Source organism: Microvirga rosea, assembly GCF_020595095.1.
Taxonomy (GTDB): Bacteria; Pseudomonadota; Alphaproteobacteria; order Rhizobiales; family Beijerinckiaceae; genus Microvirga; species Microvirga rosea.
In genome coordinates this window covers 312,738-332,426 of record NZ_JAJDOP010000001.1, presented here as the reverse complement: position 1 = coordinate 332,426, position 19,689 = coordinate 312,738, and the positions used below count along the sequence as shown (strand labels likewise).

The 19,689-nt window shown below is 65.8% G+C and carries 27 protein-coding genes; 13 read left to right on the top strand and 14 right to left on the bottom strand.

What is annotated here, in order from left to right:
- Positions 1-195 precede the first annotated feature (195 nt).
- From LJD17_RS01610 to LJD17_RS01600, 3 genes are all read left to right on the top strand, one after another.
- A complete protein-coding gene (locus tag LJD17_RS01610; RefSeq protein WP_227382212.1) occupies positions 196-465 on the top strand; it encodes a DUF3303 domain-containing protein in 270 nt (89 codons plus the stop codon).
- A 2-nt stretch (positions 466-467) separates the two neighbouring features.
- Positions 468-1,082 carry a pyridoxamine 5'-phosphate oxidase family protein gene (locus LJD17_RS01605; protein ID WP_227382211.1) on the top strand — a complete coding sequence of 205 codons (615 nt, stop codon included), beginning with the start codon at positions 468-470 and terminating at the stop codon, positions 1,080-1,082.
- A 75-nt stretch (positions 1,083-1,157) separates the two neighbouring features.
- A complete protein-coding gene (locus LJD17_RS01600) occupies positions 1,158-1,508 on the top strand; it encodes a RidA family protein (RefSeq protein WP_227382209.1) in 351 nt (116 codons plus the stop codon).
- A 56-nt stretch (positions 1,509-1,564) separates the two neighbouring features.
- Here LJD17_RS01600 and LJD17_RS01595 read toward each other — a convergent pair whose 3' ends face one another.
- From LJD17_RS01595 to hslV, 4 genes are all read right to left on the bottom strand, one after another.
- On the bottom strand, positions 1,565-2,020 hold the full coding sequence (locus LJD17_RS01595; protein WP_227382207.1) for a BA14K family protein: 456 nt from the start codon (positions 2,018-2,020) through the stop codon (positions 1,565-1,567).
- A 98-nt stretch (positions 2,021-2,118) separates the two neighbouring features.
- On the bottom strand, positions 2,119-2,868 hold the full coding sequence (locus LJD17_RS01590; protein ID WP_227382205.1) for an endonuclease III domain-containing protein: 750 nt from the start codon (positions 2,866-2,868) through the stop codon (positions 2,119-2,121).
- A 106-nt stretch (positions 2,869-2,974) separates the two neighbouring features.
- Positions 2,975-4,285 (bottom strand): ATP-dependent protease ATPase subunit HslU, encoded by a 1,311-nt coding sequence (gene hslU, locus LJD17_RS01585; protein ID WP_227382203.1) that lies wholly within the window; start codon positions 4,283-4,285, stop codon positions 2,975-2,977.
- Positions 4,282-4,812, bottom strand: a complete 531-nt coding sequence (hslV, locus tag LJD17_RS01580; protein ID WP_227382892.1) for an ATP-dependent protease subunit HslV — start codon at positions 4,810-4,812, stop codon at positions 4,282-4,284. Before hslV ends, hslU begins: the two co-directional genes overlap by 4 nt.
- 162 nt (positions 4,813-4,974) lie before the next feature.
- Between hslV and hisB the strand changes: the two genes are divergently transcribed.
- The 9 genes from hisB to LJD17_RS01535 all read left to right on the top strand — a co-directional run bounded on the left by hisB (position 4,975) and on the right by LJD17_RS01535 (position 10,909).
- On the top strand, positions 4,975-5,562 hold the full coding sequence (hisB, locus tag LJD17_RS01575) for an imidazoleglycerol-phosphate dehydratase HisB (protein WP_227382201.1): 588 nt from the start codon (positions 4,975-4,977) through the stop codon (positions 5,560-5,562).
- 104 nt (positions 5,563-5,666) lie between these two features.
- Positions 5,667-6,164 carry a DUF2628 domain-containing protein gene (locus tag LJD17_RS01570; RefSeq protein ID WP_227382199.1) on the top strand — a complete coding sequence of 166 codons (498 nt, stop codon included), beginning with the start codon at positions 5,667-5,669 and terminating at the stop codon, positions 6,162-6,164.
- Positions 6,161-6,811, top strand: a complete 651-nt coding sequence (gene hisH / locus LJD17_RS01565) for an imidazole glycerol phosphate synthase subunit HisH (RefSeq protein ID WP_227382197.1) — start codon at positions 6,161-6,163, stop codon at positions 6,809-6,811. The genes LJD17_RS01570 and hisH overlap by 4 nt, the downstream gene beginning before the upstream one ends.
- Positions 6,799-7,551 (top strand): 1-(5-phosphoribosyl)-5-[(5-phosphoribosylamino)methylideneamino]imidazole-4-carboxamide isomerase, encoded by a 753-nt coding sequence (hisA, locus tag LJD17_RS01560; protein WP_227382195.1) that lies wholly within the window; start codon positions 6,799-6,801, stop codon positions 7,549-7,551. The genes hisH and hisA overlap by 13 nt, the downstream gene beginning before the upstream one ends.
- The gene (hisF, locus tag LJD17_RS01555) at positions 7,551-8,339 is read left to right on the top strand and encodes an imidazole glycerol phosphate synthase subunit HisF (protein ID WP_227382193.1); all 789 of its coding nucleotides are present in this window, start codon (positions 7,551-7,553) and stop codon (positions 8,337-8,339) included. Before hisA ends, hisF begins: the two co-directional genes overlap by 1 nt.
- 21 nt (positions 8,340-8,360) lie before the next feature.
- Positions 8,361-9,011, top strand: a complete 651-nt coding sequence (locus tag LJD17_RS01550; RefSeq protein WP_227382191.1) for an aspartate/glutamate racemase family protein — start codon at positions 8,361-8,363, stop codon at positions 9,009-9,011.
- Between the two features lie 19 nt (positions 9,012-9,030).
- Positions 9,031-9,351 (top strand): phosphoribosyl-ATP diphosphatase, encoded by a 321-nt coding sequence (locus tag LJD17_RS01545; protein ID WP_227382189.1) that lies wholly within the window; start codon positions 9,031-9,033, stop codon positions 9,349-9,351.
- 20 nt (positions 9,352-9,371) lie between these two features.
- On the top strand, positions 9,372-10,343 hold the full coding sequence (gene coaA / locus LJD17_RS01540; RefSeq protein ID WP_227382187.1) for a type I pantothenate kinase: 972 nt from the start codon (positions 9,372-9,374) through the stop codon (positions 10,341-10,343).
- 71 nt (positions 10,344-10,414) lie between these two features.
- Positions 10,415-10,909, top strand: a complete 495-nt coding sequence (locus LJD17_RS01535) for a YidH family protein (protein ID WP_227382185.1) — start codon at positions 10,415-10,417, stop codon at positions 10,907-10,909.
- A 12-nt stretch (positions 10,910-10,921) separates the two neighbouring features.
- Here LJD17_RS01535 and LJD17_RS01530 read toward each other — a convergent pair whose 3' ends face one another.
- The 5 genes from LJD17_RS01530 to LJD17_RS01510 all read right to left on the bottom strand — a co-directional run bounded on the left by LJD17_RS01530 (position 10,922) and on the right by LJD17_RS01510 (position 14,884).
- The gene (locus LJD17_RS01530) at positions 10,922-11,923 is read right to left on the bottom strand and encodes an adenosine kinase (RefSeq protein ID WP_227382183.1); all 1,002 of its coding nucleotides are present in this window, start codon (positions 11,921-11,923) and stop codon (positions 10,922-10,924) included.
- Between the two features lie 64 nt (positions 11,924-11,987).
- The gene (locus LJD17_RS01525) at positions 11,988-12,416 is read right to left on the bottom strand and encodes a helix-turn-helix domain-containing protein (RefSeq protein ID WP_227382181.1); all 429 of its coding nucleotides are present in this window, start codon (positions 12,414-12,416) and stop codon (positions 11,988-11,990) included.
- Positions 12,400-12,978 (bottom strand): Smr/MutS family protein, encoded by a 579-nt coding sequence (locus LJD17_RS01520; protein WP_227382179.1) that lies wholly within the window; start codon positions 12,976-12,978, stop codon positions 12,400-12,402. The genes LJD17_RS01525 and LJD17_RS01520 overlap by 17 nt, the downstream gene beginning before the upstream one ends.
- Positions 12,975-14,162 (bottom strand): murein transglycosylase A, encoded by a 1,188-nt coding sequence (gene mltA, locus LJD17_RS01515; protein WP_227382177.1) that lies wholly within the window; start codon positions 14,160-14,162, stop codon positions 12,975-12,977. The genes LJD17_RS01520 and mltA overlap by 4 nt, the downstream gene beginning before the upstream one ends.
- Entirely contained in the window at positions 14,159-14,884 is a 726-nt protein-coding gene (locus LJD17_RS01510; protein ID WP_227382175.1) for a Tim44/TimA family putative adaptor protein, read from the bottom strand. The genes mltA and LJD17_RS01510 overlap by 4 nt, the downstream gene beginning before the upstream one ends.
- Before the next feature lie 285 nt (positions 14,885-15,169).
- Here LJD17_RS01510 and secB point away from each other — a divergent pair, with 285 nt between their 5' ends.
- The gene (gene secB / locus LJD17_RS01505; RefSeq protein ID WP_227382173.1) at positions 15,170-15,667 is read left to right on the top strand and encodes a protein-export chaperone SecB; all 498 of its coding nucleotides are present in this window, start codon (positions 15,170-15,172) and stop codon (positions 15,665-15,667) included.
- 43 nt (positions 15,668-15,710) lie between these two features.
- Here secB and dnaQ read toward each other — a convergent pair whose 3' ends face one another.
- From dnaQ to LJD17_RS01480, 5 genes are read right to left on the bottom strand one after another with little or no spacing between them, the layout of a single operon-like run.
- Entirely contained in the window at positions 15,711-16,427 is a 717-nt protein-coding gene (gene dnaQ, locus LJD17_RS01500; protein ID WP_227382171.1) for a DNA polymerase III subunit epsilon, read from the bottom strand.
- Positions 16,420-17,046 carry a dephospho-CoA kinase gene (gene coaE / locus LJD17_RS01495; RefSeq protein WP_227382169.1) on the bottom strand — a complete coding sequence of 209 codons (627 nt, stop codon included), beginning with the start codon at positions 17,044-17,046 and terminating at the stop codon, positions 16,420-16,422. Before coaE ends, dnaQ begins: the two co-directional genes overlap by 8 nt.
- A complete protein-coding gene (locus LJD17_RS01490) occupies positions 17,043-17,888 on the bottom strand; it encodes a shikimate dehydrogenase (RefSeq protein ID WP_227382167.1) in 846 nt (281 codons plus the stop codon). The genes coaE and LJD17_RS01490 overlap by 4 nt, the downstream gene beginning before the upstream one ends.
- A gap of 10 nt (positions 17,889-17,898) precedes the next feature.
- Positions 17,899-18,516: a Maf family protein gene (locus tag LJD17_RS01485; protein WP_227382165.1), complete on the bottom strand. Its 618-nt coding sequence runs from the start codon at positions 18,514-18,516 to the stop codon at positions 17,899-17,901.
- Between the two features lie 2 nt (positions 18,517-18,518).
- Entirely contained in the window at positions 18,519-19,349 is an 831-nt protein-coding gene (locus LJD17_RS01480; protein ID WP_227382163.1) for a pyruvate, water dikinase regulatory protein, read from the bottom strand.
- Positions 19,350-19,689: the final 340 nt, after the last annotated feature.

Sequence of the window (19,689 nt, the reverse complement as noted above, 5' to 3'; positions counted from 1 at the left end):
CACCTGATGTCGGCCGGGGTTTTACCCGGGTAATATCCTCCTGTCAATTTCACCCGGGTAAAACTTTCGACACTGTCGCAGAACCCGGAAAACATCTCGGGCTTTGGAAAACGCTCTCCGCCGCGAGGCGCCGTATTGCGGAGCTCACGCGCTTCGTCTGAAATGAACCTTTGCAGGAGCCTGCCGGAGAGCCCGATGCTGTTCATGGTGATCGAGAAATTCGGCCGGGACCCGAAGGCAATCTATCGGCGGTACCACCGGAAGGGCCGGCAGATGCCGGAGGGGCTCGATTACGTGGACAGCTGGATTTCCGCCGATTTCGGCCGCTGCTTCCAGCTCATGCGCTGCGACGACGTCACCCTGCTTCAGCAATGGGTTGCGGAATGGTGCGATCTGGCCGAGTTTGAGATCATCCCCGTCGCTCCCAGCGGCCAAACCGCTGCGGCCTTGTCCGAACGTCTTTGATCATGTCCCATCTCGTCACCACCCTGTCGGCCCTCGAAACCCTGTATGGCGAGGTCGGCGAAGCTTCCCGCGTCAAGGAAACGGACCGGATCGTTCCGGTCTACCGGGCGCTGATCGAGGCCTCGCCCTTCGCTGTCCTCGCCACATGCGGGCCCGAGGGTCTCGATTGTTCGCCGCGCGGCGACGAGCCGGGCTTCGTGCGGGTGGCCGACGATAAGACTCTGTTGCTGCCGGACCGGCGCGGCAATAACCGAATCGATTCCCTGCGCAACATCGTGCGCGATCCGCATGTCGCCCTGCTCTTCCTGATCCCCGGCGTCGGCGAAACGCTTCGCGTCAACGGCCGGGCGCAGATTTCGACCGACCCTGCCCTGCTGGGCAGCTTTTCGGTGGACGGCAAGGCTCCGAAAACCGTCCTGTCGATTGCGGTCGAGGAGGTCTTCTTCCAGTGTTCCCGCGCCCTCGTGCGCTCGGATCTGTGGAATCCGGACAAGCGCGTGGCCCGCCAGGCACTGCCGAGCGCCGGACAGATCCTCGCGGCCTTGAGCGAGGGCCGAACCGGCGGCGAGGCATACGACAAGGCGCTGCCGGAGCGGGTGAAGCAGACACTCCATTGAGCATCCAACCTTGACCTCGGGCACGAGCCCCCCGAAAAAGCCCATCTCCATTTTTCGTTTTCCAAAGGACGATCCATGACGATCCAACGAATCAACCCAGGTCCCCGCATGAGCGGGGCTGTCGTGCACGGCAACACGGTCTATCTGGCGGGACAGGTCGCGGACAAGTCGGCCGGTCAGAGCGTTGCCGAGCAGACGAAAGAGATTCTCGCCAAGATCGACGGTCTCCTGGAGCAGGCCGGCACCGACAAGTCGAAGCTCCTCATGGCCAATATCTGGCTGACCGACATGGGCACGTTCCAGGAAATGAACGGCGTGTGGGACGCCTGGGTCGCGCCCGGCAATGCGCCGGCCCGCGCAACCGTCGAGGCGAAGCTCGCGACCCCCGCCTTCAAGGTGGAAATCGCCGTCATCGCCGCGAAGTGACCGACAGCAAGGCGGGCCCCGAAGGGCCCGCTTTCACGAGGTGACCTGTCGGCGATTTACGGGCAGGGATGCCGCAACCCGTCATATCCCAGATAGGTGCCCGAAGCCGGGTCGTAGGACTTGAAGCGCTGTGCGCAATACGACACGGAGGCGTTGGGAGCCGCATAGACCGGGGCAGCCTGCTGCTGTTGCGCCAGCGCGCCGCCGATGATGGCGCCGGTCGCAAGGCCGATGGCCCCCGCCGCTGCCGCGCCGCCATAGTCACGCCGGTAGTAAGGACGGTCGTAATAGCCATAGGGACGGCCATAATAGGGACGGCCGTAATAGCCGCCCGGGCGACCGTAATAACGGCCGCGCCATTGGGCGTAGTTCGTCTGCAGATCGCCTTTTTCGAGCGCCGCCAGAGGCGCGGCGACCCGGCTCGCATCGGTCGAGACCGGAGCCGCCGAAGCCGGAACCGCAGCGATTCCCAAAGCCAGTGTGGCGGCAGCAGTCAAGTAGAGATGACGCATGATTGAACTCCTTCCTGGGTTCACGAACGTTCCGCGCAAGCACTCGTTCCGCATTTTTCCAGATTGGTGCCGGAAATCGCAGCATCGTGAGCGCTTGATCATGAGGGCAGGGGGCTCTCATCTTCGGCTGTTGTGAATTCTTGACCTGTGAAGCCCGTCAAAGCTTGCCCTGTTGGACAAAGAGCAAGAATCACGCAGCGGCGGCAGGCGGGATTTCGGTAGTAGCAGCATTGCTGCCCGTGCCGCATCATCACCTGATGGTTGTCATAAACCTGCTGGGCATCCCAGTCGGACGGCAGCTGCGCCTCCAGAACCGCATGGGACGGACCGACATCGAGGTTTGACGGAATGAGGCCCGTGCGAACCGCAACGCGATGGTGATGGCTGTCGACCGGCAGGGCCCTTTGGCGCAAGTGCGAGAAGGACAGAACCGCCGCACTGGTTTTCGGTCCGACGCCCGGAAGCGCCTCGAGCCAGTCGCGGGCGTCCCGGATCGGCATCGGCCTCAGGAAATCGAGATCGAGGGAGCCGTTACGGGCGGTGATGGCCCGCAGCACCGCCTGGAGGCGCGGTGCCTTCTGCTCCGGCCAAGTGACCCCTTCGATGGTGGCCTCGACCTCGTCCGTCGGCGCATCGCGCAAGGCGCCCCAATCCGCATAGCGGGCCTTGAGGGCCCGAAAGGCGCGGCCCGAATCGGCGTTGCGGGTCCGGTGCGACAGGAGGGAGGAGATGAGTTCGCTTAAAGGATCGAGCCCGTGATGATAGGCGACAGGGCAGCCATAGACCGCGCACAGGCGCTCATGAATGACCAGGGCCTTCGCTTCGAGGTCATGCGCGTCAGACTCCATGACGAGGCAAAGCGCGAAGCGAGTCCGCAGTTCCGCCGCGGACTGAAAATGGCCGGCGCATCGGTCCGGCCATCGTCGGCGATCATCACCGACGGGGAGGGGACGTTTAAAGGATGAAGCGGCTGAGATCCGTGTTCTTGGCGAGGCTTTCCACTTCGCCGCGAACATAGGCCGCATCGATGGTCACCGCTTCTCCGGACCGGTCGGGTGCCGTGAAAGACACGTCGTCGAGAACCCGTTCGAGCACCGTCTGCAGACGGCGTGCGCCGATATTCTCGACGGTGTTGTTCACCTCCACGGCCACTTGCGCCAGGGCATCGATGGCATCGTCCGTGAACACGAGATTCACGCCTTCCGTCTTCAGGAGAGCGACGGATTGCTTGATCAGGCTCGCTTCCGTTTCCGTGAGAATGCGCTTGAAATCCTCCACGGTCAGAGGCGACAGCTCGACGCGGATCGGCAGGCGTCCCTGCAATTCGGGGAGCAGGTCCGAGGGCTTCGACACATGGAAGGCGCCGGATGCGATGAACAGAATGTGATCCGTCTTCACGGCTCCGTATTTCGTCGCCACCGTGGTGCCTTCGATCAGCGGCAGCAGGTCGCGCTGAACGCCTTCGCGGGACACATCGCCGCTGGCGCGACCTTCCCGGGCGCAGATCTTGTCGATCTCGTCGAGAAACACGATGCCGTTGTTTTCCACCTGCCGGATCGCTTCCTGCACGATGGCGTCCTGATCGAGGAGCTTGTCGGATTCCTCCGTCACCAGCGGCTCGTACGCCTCGCGCACGGTTGCGCGCCGCATCTTGGCGCGGCCGCCGAAGGCCTTGCCGAACATGTCGGAGAGATTGATGGCGCCGACGGACGCGCCGGGCATGCCGGGGATTTCGAACATCGGCATGCCTTGCGGGTTGCCCCCCTGCACTTCGATCTCGATCTCCTTGTCGTCGAGTTCGTTGTTGCGGAGCTTGCGCCGGAAGCTGTCGCGGGTGGCGGCGCTGGCGGTGGTGCCCACGAGGGCGTCGAGCACGCGTTCCTCGGCGGCCAGATGGGCCTTGGCCTGAACCTGCTTGCGACGTTCCTCGCGCACCAGCCCGATACCGACCTCGAGCAGGTCGCGCACGATCTGCTCGACGTCGCGGCCCACATAGCCGACCTCGGTGAATTTCGTCGCTTCGACCTTGAGGAAAGGCGCGTTGGCGAGCCGTGCCAGACGGCGGGAAATCTCGGTCTTACCGCAGCCGGTGGGCCCGATCATCAGGATGTTCTTGGGCGCCACTTCCTCGCGCAAGGATCCTTCCAGCTGCTGGCGGCGCCAGCGGTTGCGCAGCGCGATGGCAACCGCGCGCTTGGCCTCGTACTGGCCGACGATGTGACGGTCGAGTTCGGAAACGATTTCGCGGGGAGAAAAGGAGGTCATTCGGTGTCCAGCGTCTCGATGACGATGTTGGAATTGGTGTAAACGCAAATGTCGGCCGCAATCGAAAGGGACCGCCGCACCATGGTCTCGGCGTCGAGCCCCGAATCCGCCAGCGCCCGCGCGGCCGCGAGGGCATAGTTTCCGCCAGATCCGATGGCCATGATGCCGCCTTCCGGCTCCAGCACGTCGCCCGCTCCCGAGAGCAGAAGCCCCACCTCCTTGTCGGCCACCAGCATCATGGCTTCCAGGCGGCGCAGATAGCGGTCGGTGCGCCAGTCCTTCGTCAATTCGACGCAGGCGCGGGTGAGCTGCCCCGGATATTGTTCGAGCTTCCCTTCCAGGCGCTCGAACAGCGTGAAGGCATCCGCCGTCGAGCCCGCGAAGCCGCCGATCACTCCGCCCTTGGCGAGGCGGCGCACCTTGCGGGCGTTGCCCTTGACGATGGTCTGGCCCAGGCTGACCTGGCCGTCGCCGCCGATGACGACGCGTCCGTCCTTGCGGACCATGAGGATCGTGGTGGCATGCATGCTGGGAGGGGTCGAGTCGGACAAGGAACGAAACTCCGGAGGGAATGGGACTGACTTAATCATCCTGTTCCCAAAAGCAACGCGGGTAGCGTTTCTTGCGCCACGCTGATAGAACGCGCCGTCACTTCACCGCGCCCTTTCTTTCACGAAGGATCCCTCACGATGCGCGCCGCGAGCGTCAGCCGTCGCACCGCCGAGACCGATGTCACCCTGTCGATCGCCCTCGATGGCACCGGCAAGGCCGAGATCGCCACCGGAGTCGGCTTCCTCGACCATATGCTCGAACTCTTCGCCCGCCATGCCCTGGTCGACCTGACCGTGAAGGTTGCGGGCGATCTGCATGTGGACCAGCATCATACGACGGAAGACACCGGCATCGCCCTCGGCCAGGCGCTCCTGCAGGCGCTCGGCGACAAGAAGGGCATCGCGCGCTACGCGGACATTCACCTGCCGATGGACGAAACCCTGACCCGGGTGGCGCTCGACATTTCCGGACGACCGTTCCTGGTTTTCAGGACCGCATTCCCAACCGAGAAGATCGGCGCCTTCGACACGGAGCTGGTGCGCGAGTTCTTTCAGGCCTTCGCGGTCAATGCCGGGCTGACGCTCCATATCGAGACCCTTTACGGCGTCAACAGCCACCATATCGCCGAAAGCTGCTTCAAGGGCGTGGCCCGCACCCTGCGGCATGCGGTATCCGTCGATCCCCGGGAAGGGGGACGCATTCCCTCCACCAAGGGAACGCTCTAGATCTGGATGTTCCGGACGGGACTTCCTGCGATCGTCGGCAGATGGCCGCGTCCGGCCCATGGAGTCGAGCCGTTCACGGACAAGGCTTCTCAAGGAATGGTGTCATGACCACCTATACCCTGCACCTCGCGCGCGATGCGCGGCCGGGCGACCCGGCGGCCCTCGACGACGCGGAAATCGTGAAGGACGGCTTCTCCTGGGGTGCCTTCGTCTTCACGTTTTTCTGGTTCTTCTTCCACCGGCTGTGGCTCGCGGGCCTTTTTGTTCTCGTCGCCGTCGTGGCGCTGCATGGGGTGCTGACTCTGCTCGATGTCCATCCGGCCTCGCGCTTTGCGGCGGACGTGCTGTTCCAGATCCTGATCGGCCTGGAGGCCAACAGCCTTCGGCGCTGGACCTATGAGCGGCGAGGGCGCCCGGGCGTGGACGTGGTCACCGCGGCCGACCGGGACGAGGCGGAGGCCAAGGCCTTCGCGCGCTGGCTGCAGCCGCAGGCGGCGGCCCGGTCCCCGGTTTCATCATCCTCGCCGACCTCGGCGCTGCGGGCCCGCCCGGGCACCGAGCCGGTGATCGGTCTCTTTCCCGATGCGGAGCGTCCCCGGTGAGCGTTGTTATCGTCGATTATGGGTCCGGCAATCTTCACTCGGCCGCGAAAGCCTTCGAGCGGGCCGCCCGTGAAGCCGGGATATCCGACCCGATCGCAGTGTCCTCCGACCCGGAAGCGGTGGCGCAGGCCGACCGCATCGTCCTGCCGGGCGTCGGCGCCTTTGCCGATTGCCGCCGCGGCCTCGACGGCGTGCCGGGAATGGTCGAGGCCCTGAACCGCCGCGTGCGCGAGGACGGACGGCCTTTCCTGGGAATCTGCGTCGGCATGCAGCTCATGGCGACCCGGGGCCTCGAACATGTGACCTCGCCGGGGCTCGACTGGATCCATGGCGACGTGAAGGCCATCACCCCGAGCGACCCGTCGCTGAAGATCCCCCATATGGGCTGGAACACCCTCGACCAGCGCCGGAGCCATCCGGTCCTGGAAGGGATTCCGACCGGGCCGGACGGGCTGCACGCCTATTTCGTCCATTCCTACGCCCTGTCCCCGACGGAGCCTGGCGACGTGGTGGCCGCCGTCGATTACGGCGGCCCGGTCACGGCGATCGTCGCGAAGGACAACCTTGTCGGAACGCAGTTTCACCCCGAGAAAAGCCAGACTCTCGGCCTCAAGCTCATCGCCAATTTTCTGAGGTGGCGCCCGTGATCCTTTTTCCCGCCATCGACCTGAAGGAAGGCCGCTGCGTCCGCCTCATCCAGGGCGACATGGACCAGGCCACGATCTTCAACGACGATCCGGCCGCTCAGGCCGCCGCCTTCGAGGCCCAGGGCTTCGAATGGCTGCACGTGGTCGATCTCGACGGAGCCTTCGCGGGCAAGCCCATGAACGCGGCGGCCGTCGAGGGCATCCTCCGGCGCATCCGCATTCCGGTCCAGCTCGGCGGCGGCATCCGTGACATGAAGACCGTCGAGGGCTGGCTCGCCAAAGGCGTCGCCCGCGTCATCATCGGCACCGCCGCCGTGCGCGATCCGGCCTTCGTGCGCGAGGCCGCGCGGCTTTATCCGGGCAAGGTCGCCGTGGGCATCGACGCGAAGGACGGCCTCGTGGCGGTGGAAGGCTGGGCCCAGACATCGACCCTGACGGCGGAAGAACTCGGACGCCGCTTCGAGGACGCCGGCGTGGCGGCGATCATCTATACGGACATCTCCCGTGACGGGATCCTCAAGGGCCTGAACATGCCTATGACCCTGGCCCTGGCGCGTGCGGTGAAGATCCCGGTGATCGCCTCCGGGGGGCTCGGCTCCATGGCCGACATCGAGCGCCTGACGCAGCCCGATTGCGCCATCCTGGGCGGTGCGATTTCAGGCCGCGCCCTTTATGACGGGCGCATCGATCCGGACCAGGCGCTGGCTTTGCTGCGCACGGTGCGCAAGGAGAACGCCTGATGCTGAAGGTCCGCCTCATTCCCTGCCTCGACGTGAAGGATGGCCGCGTGGTGAAAGGCGTCCAGTTCGTCGATCTGCGCGACGCGGGCGATCCGGTCGAGGCCGCGAAAGCCTATGACGCCGCGGGGGCCGACGAGCTCTGCTTTCTCGACATCACCGCGAGCCACGAGGCCCGCGGCATCCTGCTCGACGTGGTCCGGCGCACGGCGGAGGCCTGCTTCATGCCGCTCACCGTGGGCGGCGGCGTGCGCAGCGTCGAGGATATCCGCAAGCTCCTGCTCGCCGGGGCCGACAAGGTCTCGATCAATACCGCCGCCGTCAACAATCCGGACTTCGTGCGCGAGGCGGCGGAAAAGTTCGGCAGCCAATGCATCGTCGTCGCCATCGACGCCAAGAAGGTGTCGGCAGAGGGGGAGGCGCCGCGCTGGGAAATCTTCACCCATGGGGGCCGCAGCGCCACCGGCATCGACGCCATCGCGTTCGCCGAAAAGATGGTGGATCTGGGCGCCGGCGAACTCCTGGTGACGTCCATGGATCGCGACGGCACCAAGGGCGGATATGATCTGGCCCTCGTGCGCGCCATCGCGGATGCCGTGCCGGTGCCGGTCATCGCCTCGGGCGGGGTCGGCAATCTCGACCATCTGGTGGACGGGGTGCGCGACGGCCATGCCAGCGCCGTGCTCGCCGCCTCGATCTTCCATTTCGGCACCCACACCATCGGCGAGGCGAAAGGCTATATGGCCAAGGCCGGACTGAAGATGCGGCTGGACGAGCGTGCTCGCGCCTGAGCGACCTCAAAGGATCACCGAATGCGCATCGCCTGCCTACACACTGCGGAGAGCAATATCGCGGTCTTCGAGAACGCCGCGAAGAGCGATGCGTTCGCGCCTGTCGATCTCATGCACATCGTTCGCCCTGATCTGCTGGCGAGGGTCGAGACGAGCGGTTTCACCCCGCTGCTGGAGGCGGAGACGGTGGCGGCGCTGTTGGAACTCGCCGCCGGTGCCGACGCGGTCATCCTGACCTGTTCGAGCATCGGTCCCGCCGCCGCCACGGCAGCCGCGCAAACCCGCATTCCGGTTCTGCGTGTGGACGAGGCTCTGGCGCGGGCCGCGACCGAAAGCGGCCGGTCGGTCACGGTGCTCTGCGCGGCACCCACCACACTGGAACCCACCCGCGTTCTTTTTGAAACCGCCGCGCAGGCGACCGGCGCGAAAGTGGATGTCAGGCTCGTCCCCGGCGCCTGGGACCTGTTCAAGGCCGGCGACCGGGACGGCTATCAGGCAATGATCGCGGAAGCGGCGGACCGCGCCTTCGGGGAAGGCTTCGATCGTGTGGCCCTGGCGCAGGCTTCGATGATGGCGGCGGCCGATCTGTGTCGCGCCGGACAGGCTCTGACCAGTCCTGGCGCAGGACTGAGCGCCGCTGTTGCGGCGGCCAGCCGCGCCAAAGCCGCGTGAGAGCCCGGAGGACAGCCCCATGACCCCCTTCTCCCTTGACGATCTGGCCCGCATCGTCGCCGAGCGCGCGGCGGCTCCGGCGACGGAGTCCTACACCGCCAAGCTGCTCGCGGACGGCCCCGCCAAGGCGGCCAAGAAACTCGGCGAAGAGGCGGTGGAGGCGGCCATCGCGGCCGTGCAGGGCGACCGGCAGAACCTCACGGCCGAGGCCGCGGATGTGCTGTATCATCTTTTGGTCGTGTTGCAGGGCGCACACATTCCGCTAAGTGACGTGATGGCCGAACTGGAGCGCCGCACCGCGCAATCAGGGCTGGCCGAGAAGGCGGCGCGCAAGCCTTAAACGCCCGAAAGGGGATATTCATGGATCAGCGCAACGCGGTGTCCTTCGACGAGGACAACCTTTCCCCGTATCGGGTCTTCAACCGGGACGAATGGGCGAAGCTGCGCGCCGACGCGCCGATGACCCTCACGGCCGAAGAGGTGATGCGGCTGCAATCCCTGAACGACCCGATCTCCCTCGACGAGGTCGCGGCGATCTATCTGCCCCTGTCGCGGCTGCTCTCCCTCTACGTCGCGGCGACGCAAGGGTTGTTCAAGGCGACCCAGCGCTTCCTGCTCGCGGAGAACGACGCCAAGGTCCCCTACATCATCGGCGTCGCAGGATCGGTGGCGGTGGGCAAGTCCACCACGGCCCGTGTCCTGAAAGCCCTGCTGGCCCGCTGGCCCAACACGCCGAAGGTCGATCTCGTCACGACGGACGGCTTTCTTCTGCCGAACGCGGAGCTGACCCGGCTCGGCCTGATGGAGCGCAAGGGTTTTCCCGAAAGCTACGATACGGGCGCGCTCCTGCACTTTCTCGCCGACATCAAGGCCGGAAAGCGCAGCGTCCGGGCGCCGCTCTATTCCCACCTCGTCTACGACGTGGTGCCCGGGGAGGAAACCGTCGTCGACCGGCCGGACATCCTCATCGTCGAAGGGCTCAACGTGCTCCAGCCGGCGCGCATGCCCAAGGACGGCGCGGCGATTCCGTTCGTGTCCGATTTCTTCGATTTCTCGGTCTATATCGATGCGGAGGAAGAGGATCTGCATCGCTGGTACGTGAACCGTTTCCTGCGCCTGCGCCATACGGCCTTCCGGGATCCGCTCTCGTATTTCCGCCGCTACGCCGAGCTGCCCGAGGCGGAGGCCATCACCACCGCCGACGGGTTGTGGAACCGGATCAATCTCGTGAACCTGCGCGAGAACATCGTGCCCACCCGCCAGCGGGCGAGCCTCATTCTCAAGAAGGGCGCCAGCCACCGCATCGAAACCGTGGCCCTGCGCCGGCTCTGAGCGCATCGGCCTTTCCCCGACCCAAACCTTTCCGATCCCGATGCGTTGGTCCTGCGTGAAGCGGAGGGTCCATGACGCAATCGGTCGGAACGGAGATCAAGCGCAGCGCCGAGCAGGCCGAAGAAGCGGCCGCGCAAACGCAGGAAGCTGCGGAAAACACCGAAATCGCGGCACGGAAAACCGCAAAGGCGACGGTTCAGCTCAAGGACAGCGCCGACCGGCGCACGGAGCTGGCGGCAGACCGCACCGTTTTCGCGGCGGAGCGGACCTATGCGGCGTGGGTGCGGACCGGCCTTGCGGCCCTGGCCTCCGGCATCGGCGCCAAGAAGCTGCTGGAGGGCGTGGTGCCGGACTGGATGGTCGTCAGCACCGGGAGCCTGCTCGTCCTCTTCAGTGCCTTCTGCTTTGCCGCCGCCGTGTGGCGGCAGGTCTTCGTCGGCGCGCCTCCGCCCGTCCCGGACGTCCGCCGCATCCCGCCCTTCCTGCTCGTCGCCATGAACGGCTTTCTGGTGCTGGTGGCCGCGGCGGCCCTCATGAGCCTGTGGTTCGGCCGGGCCGGAGGTTGAACCCGCCGACCGCTAGGCGAACAGCCCCTCCTGCCGGGCGAGGTCGCGCAGGCTGGCCTGGGGCCGGGCGCCGAGATGGCTGATGATCTCGGCGGCCGCGAGTCCGCCGAGGCGGGCGCAATCCACGAGATCGAGCTCCTTGGCGAGGCCCGCCAGGAATCCGGCGGCGAACAGATCGCCGGCGCCGGTGGTGTCCACCACGCGCTCCACCGGGAAGGCCGGCACGGCGCGGGTCTCGCCGCGGCTGACCACGAGAGCGCCCTCCGCGGAGCGGGTCACGACGCCGAGAACCTTCTCCTCGCGCAGGGCTGCCAGCGCGCTGTTCGGGTCGGACGTGCCGTAAAGGCTTTGAAGCTCGTGAATGTTGGCGAACAGGATGTCGAGGCTGCCGTCGCGCATGAGGCCGAGGAACTCGTCCCGGTAGCGGTCGACGCAGAACGCATCGGAAAGGGTGAGGGCGACCTTGTTGCCGGCATTGTGGGCGACCTTCACCGCCTTGCGGAACGCTTCCTTCGCGGCCGGCGGATCCCACAGGTAACCTTCGAGATACACGTAGGACGAGGCCTGGACGGTCTCGGGCCGGATATCGTCGGGCGTGAGGTTCTGGCAGGCCCCCAGATAGGTGTTCATGGTGCGCTCGCCGTCCGGCGTCACCAGGATGAAGCTGCGGGCCGTGGCCGGCCCGTCCTCGGCGAAGGCCACATCGTAATGAACGTCGATGGCCTTGAGATCGTGTGCGAAATGGCGGCCGGTCTCGTCGTTCTTCACCTTGCCGATGAAGCCCGCCTTGACCCCCAGGGACGCAACGCCCGCAGCGGTGTTGGCCGCGGAGCCTCCGGACACGACGATGGCAGGACCCATGTCGCCGAAGAGCTCTTCCGCTCGCGCCTCGTCGATGAGCTGCATGGCGCCCTTGTGGACCTTCTTCTGGACGAGGAAGGCCTCGTCGGTATGGGCGAGCACGTCAACGATGGCGTTGCCGAGCGTGAGCACGTCGATGCGGGATGGGGACATGAAAAAACCAGAGCGCCTCTTGAGAATGGGGCGCTTTCGCATTCGCCGCCGGGATGGTCAAGCCTTATGCGGACGCAACCGTGCGGTCCGCCGGGTCCTTCGTCTGCTCGATGAGGGACAGCGCCCGTCGGGCCCGGTCCTGCGCCTGATCGAGAATTCCGAGCATGGTCTCGATGTCCCGCTCCGACAAGGTCCTGATCTCCCGTGCCAGGCGGTTCGCCAGCAGGGTGGTCTTGGGATCCGTGCCCGACGTGTCGAGCTTCACCCGGGGGTCCGACAGATCGGCGAGGCGGGCCAGTTCGTCGGCCTCGTCCCAGATGATGTTGAAATATTGCAGGACGCCCTGGATCAGCGTCCAGGTCGGCTTGCCGCGCTCGCCGCGCTCGAGCGCCGAAAGATAGGCGCTCGACACACCCAGATGCGCGGCCATGTCCTTCAACATCAATCCGCGCTGGCGGCGAAGCTGCCGCACCCGTTCACCGAAAGGAGTCATCCGTCGATCCTGCGCCTCGCTTGCGACGAAGCCGGACGTAGAGTGCACCGGATCCGCCATGTTGGGGAGAGGCCTCCTCGAAGCCAACCACAAGAGATCTCACGTCGGGCAGCCGCAGCCAGTGCGGCACCATGCGCCGCAGCACACCCCGCTCCTCGAACATTCCGCCCGTTGCGGCCCCACCCTTGCCGGTGATGACCAGGACCAGAGAATGACCGGTATTCTGGGCGCGGTGGAGGAAGCGCAGCAGGGCTCCGTGAGCTTCGTCCTGGCGCATCCCGTGCAGATCGATGATCCCGTCGACGGCCTTGGTGCCGCGGCGCAGGGCCTGGAGGGTCTTGCGTTCGACGGGGGCGAGGGGAGGAATTGTCGGCTTGGCGGAGGGCGACGGTGGAGGTTTCGGAAGCGGCAGGAGGCTGGGCTTGGCGGGCCCGGAGGGCTCCGCTTCCTCATTGAACTCGGGAAGAACCTTCCCCTTCATGGGAGCCACGCCCCGGACCACGTGAGCCCAGAGCCGTCGCTCCTCGGTATTGAGCTGACGGGAGCGGCGGCGACGCGTCATGGCAAGGGATTTGGCAAGGGATTTGGCGAGGTTCTTGGCTTCAGGACCGTGAACCGCACGGGATGGCGCATCAGCCCCGCCTGGCTTCCGGCAGCCTCGCCGGTCCCCGCGAAGAAGTCGCCCCGGGCCGGTCCCACGATGGCCGATCCCGTGTCCTGGGCGACCATGAGACGCCGCAGAGGTTCGGTCCGGTCGAGGCTGAAGGGCAGGGTTCCGTCGATCCAGAAGGGAAGCCCGTAGGGCCAGACAGAGCGGTCGATCGCCAGGCTGCGGCCGGGCGTCAGCGGCACGCCGGCACCGCCGATGGGCCCCTCGTGCGCCGCGAGCTCCCGCGCCTCGCGAAAGAAGATGTAGGAGCGGTTCTGCCGCATCAGGTCGCGCGCCGCCTCCGGATGGTCCCTGAGCCAGCCCATCAGCTTTTCGAGGGTCATGGTTTCGAGGTCCATCTCGCCCCGCTGCACGAGCAGACGGCCGATCGACGTGTAGGGGCGGCCGTTGCGGCCCGCATAAGCGACCCGCATGGACGAGCCATCGGTCAGGCGGATGCGGGCCGAACCCTGGACATGGATGATGAAGGCCTCGCCGGGCTCGCGCAGGTAAACGACCGGCTTAGCCAGGGTGCCCAGCGCTCCCTCCTCGATGGCCGCCCGGTCCGGGTAGGCCTCGTAGCCACGGGGCGTCTTTCGGGCGGCCTGGAGACCCGCGTCGAGACCGGGCAGGGTTTCGCCCTGGGGAACGGTCACGAGGTCGTCGGGGCGGTCGAGGAGGGGGATCCCGTAGGTCGCGTCCCGGGTGCGGGACCCGTGGAATTCGGGTTCGTAATAGCCGGTGAGGAAGCCTTCGCCCGTTGCCGGGGTCACGGCGAAAGGTTGAAAATGGGTCTCGAAGAACGAGCGCGCCTCGGCCTTCGACAGGGCGGCGGACGCCAGAGCCTTCCGGCATACCGCCAGAAGGGCCGCGTCAGGTCCCTGGGCCGGGCGAAGCTCCGCGCCCTTCGAGCCGAGCGTCCGGCATGTCCGGCGAAAGGCCGCGAAGGCCGCCGCGTGGTCGTCCTCCGTCCAACCGACAAGGTCCCGGAAGCCGACCGGCGCTAGCTGCGCCTTTCCGGCAAGGGCCGACGGGGCCTCCGAAACGGCCATGATCAGGACCCAAAGGACGAGGCCGAGGCGTCCTGCATGCCTCATTGCCCCGCTTCGGTGGCGATGAGCTGCCAGTTGGGATCGCGGCTGCCGAGGGAGCGGGAGAAGGTCCACACGTCGGTCACGTCGACGACCGTATCGGGGCTTCCATCGACGACGGCTCCCGATGCGTCGCGGGTGGCGGTGATGAGCTTGGACAGGAAACGGACCACGATCTGGGCGTTCCGGCCCTGAACCTCGGCCCCGGCCATTTCGGCCTTGTCGATGGACACGAAGGTGGTCTCCACCTTCTCGCCCCGGCGCTCCCGCTCGGTGATGGCCCGCTCGAAGCCCTCGTAGACATCCCGGGAGAGCAGGTCCTTGAGGGTCTTGCGGTCTCCCTGGGCAAAGGCCGTGACGATCATCTCATAGGCCGCCTTGGCGCCTTCGAGGAAGGAGCCGGCCTCGAAGGAAGGTTCCGACCGTGCGATCTCGTCGAGGCTGTTGGCCATCGGCGTGCCGGGCTCCGCGTAATCCTTCCAGCGCTCCGCCGGAGGAACCGCGGGCTCGGGACGGGCGCCGTTGGCTCCCGGGAGCCGGACCACGTTGTTGTCCTGATCGGGTTTCTGCGCGCCGGGCCTCACGGGCGGGGCATCCCGGCGGGCCAGGGGATCAAAGGGCGGCTGCTCGTTGCCGGTTTTCTGCCCGAGCACCGATCTGAGGCGCCAGACGACGAAAACTGCCAAAACAATAAAGATGAGGGTCGTGATGTCGAAGGAATCCTGCATCGTCGATCCGTTACCGGCCTGCCCTGCCAAACTTGTCGAGTCCGGCTTTCGGGGCCGGGGTTTTGCTCCCATCAAGGAAGGAGCGATCCTTCGCATATGGGGTCCGCCGGTCGTAACATCCACCTCCCGCTGGGACAAGCGATGTGAAACAGCGCAAACTTGTTCGTGAGAGTGAAGCATGGTAGCGCGAAGATCCACGGCGTTGCTGGATTTCGCGCCTCGCAGAAGCGCACCGGCGGGCCCCACCGACATATTCGCCTTCTCTTCTCTTGGGAGCATCACACCATGGCCGACAATCCGGCAAACAACGGAGCGCAGGAAGGCACCATGCCGTCCCTGAACGCGCTCGCCCAGTACTGCAAGGACTTCTCCTTCGAGAACCCGAACGCCCCCCGTTCCCTGCAGCCGCAGAACGAGGGTCCGCAGATCAACCTGCAGGTCAACGTCAACGCCAAGCAGCTGGCAGAGGCCGATTTCGAGGTCGATCTGACCCTGGAAGGCGATGCCAAGGTCGGCGGCAAGGACGTGCTGTTCGCCTTCGAGCTCACCTATTCGGGTGTGTTCCGGGTGCAGAACATCCCGCAGGACCAGATCCATCCCGTCGTGATGATCGAGTGCCCGCGCCTGCTGTTCCCGTTCGCCCGGCAGATTGTCGCCGAGGCCGTGCGCAACGGTGGCTTCCCGCCCCTTTACATCGATCCGATCGATTTCGTGGCCCTCTACCGCCAGCGCGCCGCCGAAGTTCAGGCGGCCCAGGGCAGCAGCGGGCAAATTCTTTCCTGAGGAAACTAAATCCTTTCCCAAGGAAAGGATTTAGGTCTTTGGCCTATTCGGCGGGAGTTTCGCCAAGATAGTCCCGCCAGAGCGGCGTGCCGCCCAGGGTCTGGATAAAGGCCTCGTGAGCGGCTCGCTCGGCATCGGTCAAACGGGTGATCATCGTACGCGGCCGCGCCTCCCGGGGTGCGGCCGCTCCCTTATCGGCCCCGCGCCCGAAGGCCCGGGCCGGCTGCATGTCGAGATCGAACCCGACCTGCTTGCCGCCGATGAGCTCGATATAGACCTCGGCCAGGATTTCCGCGTCGAGAAGCGCCCCGTGCTTGGTCCGCTTCGAATTGTCGATCCCGTAGCGGGCGCACAGGGCATCGAGGTTGTTGGCCGCGCCCGGATGCTTGCGGCGGGCGAGGGACAGCGTATCTACCGCATCGGCGAGGGAAAACGGCTTATGGCCGGTCCGGGCAAGCTCCGCATTGAGGAAGCCCACGTCGAAGGCCGCGTTGTGGATCACCAGACGCCCGTCACCGACGAAATCCATGAAATCCTGCACGATGGCGGCGAAGACGGGTTTGTCCGCCAGAAATTCATCGCTCAGCCCGTGGACCGCATAGGCGCCTTCGGACATCGGGCGCTCGGGGTTGATGTAAACGTGGTACGACCGTCCCGTCGGGATGTGGTTGAAGAGCTCGACGCAGCCGATTTCGACCACCCGGTCGCCCTTGGCATGTTCGGTGCCGGTGGTTTCGGTATCGAGAACGATTTCACGCATGCTGTTCAACACTCCGTCTCAGGCTGAAGCGCCCGGGCCGTCCCGCGAGACAGGCCACGATACCCCGAACCTGAGCTTCGGCCGAAGGAAATCCGCGGCCGGTATCAACAAGGAAATGGGCTTTTGCCCGCTTTTCTGAATCCGGCATCTGCTTGGCCAGGATCGTCCTGAACGTATCCTGCGTCATGCCGGGTCTCGCAAGAACCCGCGCCCGCTGGACCGTTTCCGGCGCTGTCACCACCAGCACGGCATCGCAGCGAGTCTCGCCTCCGGTTTCGAACAGGAGCGGAATATCGAGAACCGCCAGGGGCTCCAGGGGCGACACGCGGCGCAGGAACGCTTGTTCCTCCTCGCGCACCAGGGGATGCACGATGGCCTCGAGGGCCCTCATCCGCTCCGGATCGGCCAGAACGGTGGCTGCGAGGCGGGGGCGGTCGACGACACCGCCCATGACGGTTCCCGGAAACGCCTTTTCGATCAACGGCGCGGCGCGGCCGGCATAAAGGGCGTGAACGGCCGCGTCCGCATCGTGAACGGGTACGCCGAGGCGCCGGAAGAGACCGGCGGTCGCCGATTTTCCCATGCCGATGGAGCCGGTGAGCCCAAGCACGAAGGTCATGGGGTCTTCTCGATGTCGGAGACGATCAGGGCCCGCAGATCCGGCGTGACCTCCGGGGTGACGCCGAACCATCGGGCAAAGCCCGGAGCGGCCTGGTGCAGCAGCATGCCGAGACCGTCGACAACCCGCAGGCCCTGGGCCTCGGCGGCGGCCAGAAGCGGGGTCTTCAACGGGACATAGACGATGTCGGCGACGATCGCTCGGGACCGCGCCGCCCGCAGATCCAGGTCGAGCGGCGGCTGGCCCGCCATGCCGAGGGAGGTGCTGTTGACGATGAGATCGACCGACGGAAGAACCTCTCCGATGGTGTCCCAGGGCAGGGACCGGACCGTTCCCGGCCCCCTGTCGAGGTCCCGGGCCAACTCGTCGGCCTTGGCAGGCGTGCGGTTCGCCACGAGGATTTGCCCCACCGGACGATCCTGGAGCCCCGCCACGACGGCGCGGGCCGCGCCCCCGGCCCCGATGACCAGCACGGTATCCACAGACTGTTCCCAGCCCTGCCCCAAGCTTTGGTCGAGATGAGCCATGAAGCCGAGCACATCCGTGTTATCGCCCCACACGAGACCGTTCTCGACCCATAAGGTATTGACGGCCTTCAGCCTTTCGGCCCGTTCGGTTCTCCGGTCGGCAGCCAGGTAGGCGGTTTCCTTGTGGGGGATCGTGACATTTCCACCGGCAAAGCCCCGGGCCGCGAAGTCGCGCACGAAAGCCGGGAAATCCGCGGGCGCGATGTCCAGCCGCTCATAGGATCCGCCGAGCCCGTACCGTTCCAGCCAGTACCCGTGGACCAGCGGCGAGCGCGAATGCTTGATCGGATGCCCGGCGATGAATGCCTTTGTCATGAACGGTCCTTCAGAACGACAGGACGTGCCGGCGGCGCAGCGCCGCCAGGACGGGCATGAGGGGCAGTCCGAGGATTGTCGTGTGATCTCCCTCGACCCGGTCGAACAGGTGAATCCCGAGGCCCTCCAGCTGATAGGCGCCGACGCTCGACCACACGTCCGGTCCCGCGAGGTCGAGATAATTGTCGAGGGCCGTTTCGTCCAAGGGCCGCATGGTGAGATGGGCCGTGTCGACCATCGTCTCCACGGCTTTGCCGTCCTGGGCCAGGATGGCGGCGGAGTGGAGCGCGTGGGTCCGGCCCGCGAGCCGCGTGAGATGGTCATGGGCGGCGTCCCGGTCGGCGGGCTTGTGGAAGACGTCGTCTCCGCACGCGAGCACCTGATCGGCGCCGATCACCAGCCGCTCGGGATGGCGTCGGCTGACCGCCAGCGCCTTTTCCGTGGCGAGCCGCAGGGCAAGGGCGGAGGGCACCAGCGCCTCGGCGGCGGCGGCGCGCTCGACCGCGCGCTCGTCCACGTCCGGGCTTTGCGTTTCGACCGGCAATCCGGCGCTCACCAGAAGGGTCAGTCGCGTCCGGCTGGTGGAGGCGAGGAGAAGAGGCGCTTCGGCTGTCCAGAGGGAGGGCATGGCTATTCCGCGATGAAGCGCAACCGATGGTCGCGATAAAGATCGAGGATGGCGGCCGCCGTTTCCTCGATGGACCGCCGGGTGACGTCGATCACCGGCCAGTTGTGCCGGGCGAACAACCGTCTCGAGGCAGCGATCTCCTCCGCCACGGCTTCCCGGTCCACATAGGCCGTGTCGTCGTCGGCATTGAGGCTGAGAAGCCGGTTCTGGCGAATCTGGACGATGCGCTCGGGCGTCGCCACCAGGCCGACGATGAGGGGCTTGCGGGTTGCCTCCAGGACGGTCGGCGGGGGAACGCCCGGAACCAGCGGGATGTTGGCGGTCTTCATGCCGCGATTAGCCAGATAGACCGCCGTCGGCGTCTTGGACGTGCGGCTGACCCCGAGGAGAATGACATCCGCCTCCTCCAGATCGTGGGGCAAATGGCCGTCGTCATGGAGGAGGGTGAAGTTCATTGCGTCGATGCGCTTGAAATATTCCGCATTGAGCATGTGCTGAGCACCCGGACGGGCGGTGGAATGCGCGCCCAGATAGGACGACAGCAGGGAATGGACCGGCTCCAGAACGGAGAGGTGAGGGGATCCGGTCGTGCGGCAGACCTCTTCGAGGCGCGTCGCGAGGTCCTGTTCCACCAGGGTGTAGAGAACGATGCCGGGCGCGGCCTCGATTTCCGACAGCACCCGCTCGAGCTGGGTCGTGGAGCGGACCAGCGGATACACATGCTCGATCGCCGCGATACCTTCATATTGCGCCACCGCCGCCCGGGCGACGGTGATCAGGGTCTCGCCGGTGGAGTCGGACACGAGGTGGAGGTGGAAATAGCTGCGTCCCACAGGGGCCTCCGAGAAGGAGTCGATGAATGTGGATAGTTCGCCCGGCGGACAAGGTCCAGGGCGGGGGCCTGTGAGTAACGGTTCTTCCCATCAACATTCCTCTTCCGTGTGCGAGTCTTCAGTCGGGGTTTTGGGAGAATCAGGCACGAATCACCTGGCGAGGCTGGCCGATCCGGCTGCGGTAATCCGTTAGGGATTTGTTAAGCTTTAAGAATTCGGAAACGATTGTGGCGAGGCCGCCCTACTCGTAAACGGATCGTTAACGCGAAGCGATATGTGGACCATCTGTGGACGGACTTGCGGCTTTACGATTCACGGCCCAAGAGAAACAACAGATTCT

Bases quoted from the DNA above. Each gene is read 5' to 3' on its own strand.
- LJD17_RS01570 (WP_227382199.1), top strand. From the start codon at position 5,667: ATGACCACCTATACCCTGCACCTCGCGCGCGATGCGCGGCCGGGCGAC.
- LJD17_RS01490 (WP_227382167.1), bottom strand. From the start codon at position 17,888: ATGACAAAGGCATTCATCGCCGGGCATCCGATCAAGCATTCGCGCTCG.
- hisB (WP_227382201.1), top strand. From the start codon at position 4,975: ATGCGCGCCGCGAGCGTCAGCCGTCGCACCGCCGAGACCGATGTCACC.
- LJD17_RS01520 (WP_227382179.1), bottom strand. From the start codon at position 12,978: ATGACGCGTCGCCGCCGCTCCCGTCAGCTCAATACCGAGGAGCGACGG.
- mltA (WP_227382177.1), bottom strand. From the start codon at position 14,162: ATGAGGCATGCAGGACGCCTCGGCCTCGTCCTTTGGGTCCTGATCATG.
- secB (WP_227382173.1), top strand. From the start codon at position 15,170: ATGGCCGACAATCCGGCAAACAACGGAGCGCAGGAAGGCACCATGCCG.
- hslU (WP_227382203.1), bottom strand. From the start codon at position 4,285: ATGACCTCCTTTTCTCCCCGCGAAATCGTTTCCGAACTCGACCGTCAC.
- LJD17_RS01600 (WP_227382209.1), top strand. From the start codon at position 1,158: ATGACGATCCAACGAATCAACCCAGGTCCCCGCATGAGCGGGGCTGTC.
- dnaQ (WP_227382171.1), bottom strand. From the start codon at position 16,427: ATGCGTGAAATCGTTCTCGATACCGAAACCACCGGCACCGAACATGCC.
- LJD17_RS01510 (WP_227382175.1), bottom strand. From the start codon at position 14,884: ATGCAGGATTCCTTCGACATCACGACCCTCATCTTTATTGTTTTGGCA.
- coaE (WP_227382169.1), bottom strand. From the start codon at position 17,046: ATGACCTTCGTGCTTGGGCTCACCGGCTCCATCGGCATGGGAAAATCG.
- hisF (WP_227382193.1), top strand. From the start codon at position 7,551: ATGCTGAAGGTCCGCCTCATTCCCTGCCTCGACGTGAAGGATGGCCGC.
- LJD17_RS01595 (WP_227382207.1), bottom strand. From the start codon at position 2,020: ATGCGTCATCTCTACTTGACTGCTGCCGCCACACTGGCTTTGGGAATC.
- LJD17_RS01535 (WP_227382185.1), top strand. From the start codon at position 10,415: ATGACGCAATCGGTCGGAACGGAGATCAAGCGCAGCGCCGAGCAGGCC.
- LJD17_RS01605 (WP_227382211.1), top strand. From the start codon at position 468: ATGTCCCATCTCGTCACCACCCTGTCGGCCCTCGAAACCCTGTATGGC.
- LJD17_RS01550 (WP_227382191.1), top strand. From the start codon at position 8,361: ATGCGCATCGCCTGCCTACACACTGCGGAGAGCAATATCGCGGTCTTC.
- hslV (WP_227382892.1), bottom strand. From the start codon at position 4,812: ATGCATGCCACCACGATCCTCATGGTCCGCAAGGACGGACGCGTCGTC.
- LJD17_RS01610 (WP_227382212.1), top strand. From the start codon at position 196: ATGCTGTTCATGGTGATCGAGAAATTCGGCCGGGACCCGAAGGCAATC.
- LJD17_RS01525 (WP_227382181.1), bottom strand. From the start codon at position 12,416: ATGACTCCTTTCGGTGAACGGGTGCGGCAGCTTCGCCGCCAGCGCGGA.
- coaA (WP_227382187.1), top strand. From the start codon at position 9,372: ATGGATCAGCGCAACGCGGTGTCCTTCGACGAGGACAACCTTTCCCCG.
- LJD17_RS01545 (WP_227382189.1), top strand. From the start codon at position 9,031: ATGACCCCCTTCTCCCTTGACGATCTGGCCCGCATCGTCGCCGAGCGC.
- LJD17_RS01530 (WP_227382183.1), bottom strand. From the start codon at position 11,923: ATGTCCCCATCCCGCATCGACGTGCTCACGCTCGGCAACGCCATCGTT.
- LJD17_RS01485 (WP_227382165.1), bottom strand. From the start codon at position 18,516: ATGCCCTCCCTCTGGACAGCCGAAGCGCCTCTTCTCCTCGCCTCCACC.
- LJD17_RS01590 (WP_227382205.1), bottom strand. From the start codon at position 2,868: ATGGAGTCTGACGCGCATGACCTCGAAGCGAAGGCCCTGGTCATTCAT.